The sequence below is a fragment of the Bacillus sp. LR_5 genome (assembly GCF_042709275.1).
Genome location: NZ_JAVAXX010000562.1, coordinates 1 through 1,629 on the forward strand (window position 1 = coordinate 1; position 1,629 = coordinate 1,629).

The window sequence follows — 1,629 nt, forward strand, 5'->3', positions numbered from 1 at the left end:
TCAACTCGCCTCTTTATCAATTTTACCTCCTTAGAATTGACTCTCATGAAGTTTGGCTATTTGCGAAAATCCATCATATCATAATGGATGGAATCTCTTTAAATGTGATGGGAAATCAAATTATAGATCTTTATCAAAAAATGAAAAAGAAAGATCCTTTACCTGATCAGCCGGAACCTTCTTACTTGAGCTACATCGAAAAAGAGAGTCAATATCTACAATCTCCGCGGTTTGCAAAGGACCGTTTATTTTGGACGCAAACCTTTGAGCACCCGTTGGAATACCACTCGTTAGCCGACCAGACGTCCTTACAAAAACAGAGCACATCTGCATCCAGAGACACCATCATTCTTTCACCTGATCTAGAGCAAACGATTCGAATCTTCTGCGCAGAACACAAGATCAATATCATTTCCTTATTTATGGCTTCATTTTACATATGCATCAGCCGAATCACTTCTAAAAAAGATCTTGCCATTGGCACCTACTATGGCAACAGAGGTTCAAAGGCTGAAAAAGAAATGCTCGGCATGTTCGTTAGTTCCCTTCCAATCAGAATAACGGTTGATCCTGACACAGATTTTCTTTCCTTTGTCCGCACAATAGGCAGGGAACAGCTTTCTGTTATGCGTCATCAACGGTTTCCTTATAATTTGCTTGTAAATGAATTAAGAAATGAACAGAAGGATTTACACAACCTTATCGGTATATCTATGCAGTATCAGCCACTTCAGTGGCATAATGCAGATGATTTTGACTATGAAACAGCGCTTTATTTCAGCGGATACACCGCGAATGAGCTTTCAGTTCAAATACAAGAACGGATAGACGATGAAACCATTCAATTAAATTTCGACTATCAAAATACCTTGTTTTCTCTTGAGGATATTAAACGAATACAATCTTATTTGCTTACCATACTGGAAAACGCCCTTCAACATCCGCACAGCTTTATAAGAGAATTAGATATGACGAATACAAGAGAAAAGCAAAAATTGTTGTATGAGTTTAACAAGACGGAAGCTGTTTCGCCTAAAGCTTTCACCCTGCATGGGCTGTTTGAGCAACAGGCAGCTTCCACACCGGAGCGGCTGGCCATTCGCTTTTCAGGCGGTTCGCTGACATACGCTGAGCTTGACATGTACGCCAGCCGACTGGCTGCGCACCTTGCGGCACGCGGCGTCACAAACGAAAGTATCGTCGGTGTCCTGTCTGAACGCTCACCTGACATGCTGATCGCTGTCCTTGCTGTATTGAAGGCCGGAGGGGCGTATTTGCCGCTTGATCCTGCGTATCCAAAGGAGCGGCTGAGCTACATGCTGAAAGACAGCGGGGCATCGCTCTTGCTGACACAGCCGGGATGCTCCGCACCGAACTTTTCTGGAGAGACGCTTGAAGTTGACATGACATCTCTTGAGCGTGAAGAAGTAAAACGTCATGTGTCTGCTTCTGTTAGCGACGGATCTCTCGCCTATGTCATCTATACATCGGGCTCTACCGGGCAGCCGAAAGGAGTGGCCGTTGAGCACCGTCAGGCTGTTTCCTTTCTGACCGGCATGCAGCACCAGTTTCCGCTTTCGGAAGATGACATTGTCATGGTGAAAACCTCTTTTTCCTTTGATGCGTCTG

The 1,629-nt window shown here is 44.4% G+C and carries 1 protein-coding gene; it reads left to right on the forward strand.

Annotated elements, in window-relative coordinates; genetic code table 11:
• Window positions 1-1,629 (forward strand): condensation domain-containing protein (locus RAC86_RS38470; protein ID WP_377886930.1); only part of this gene is annotated, 1,629 nt, incomplete at both ends.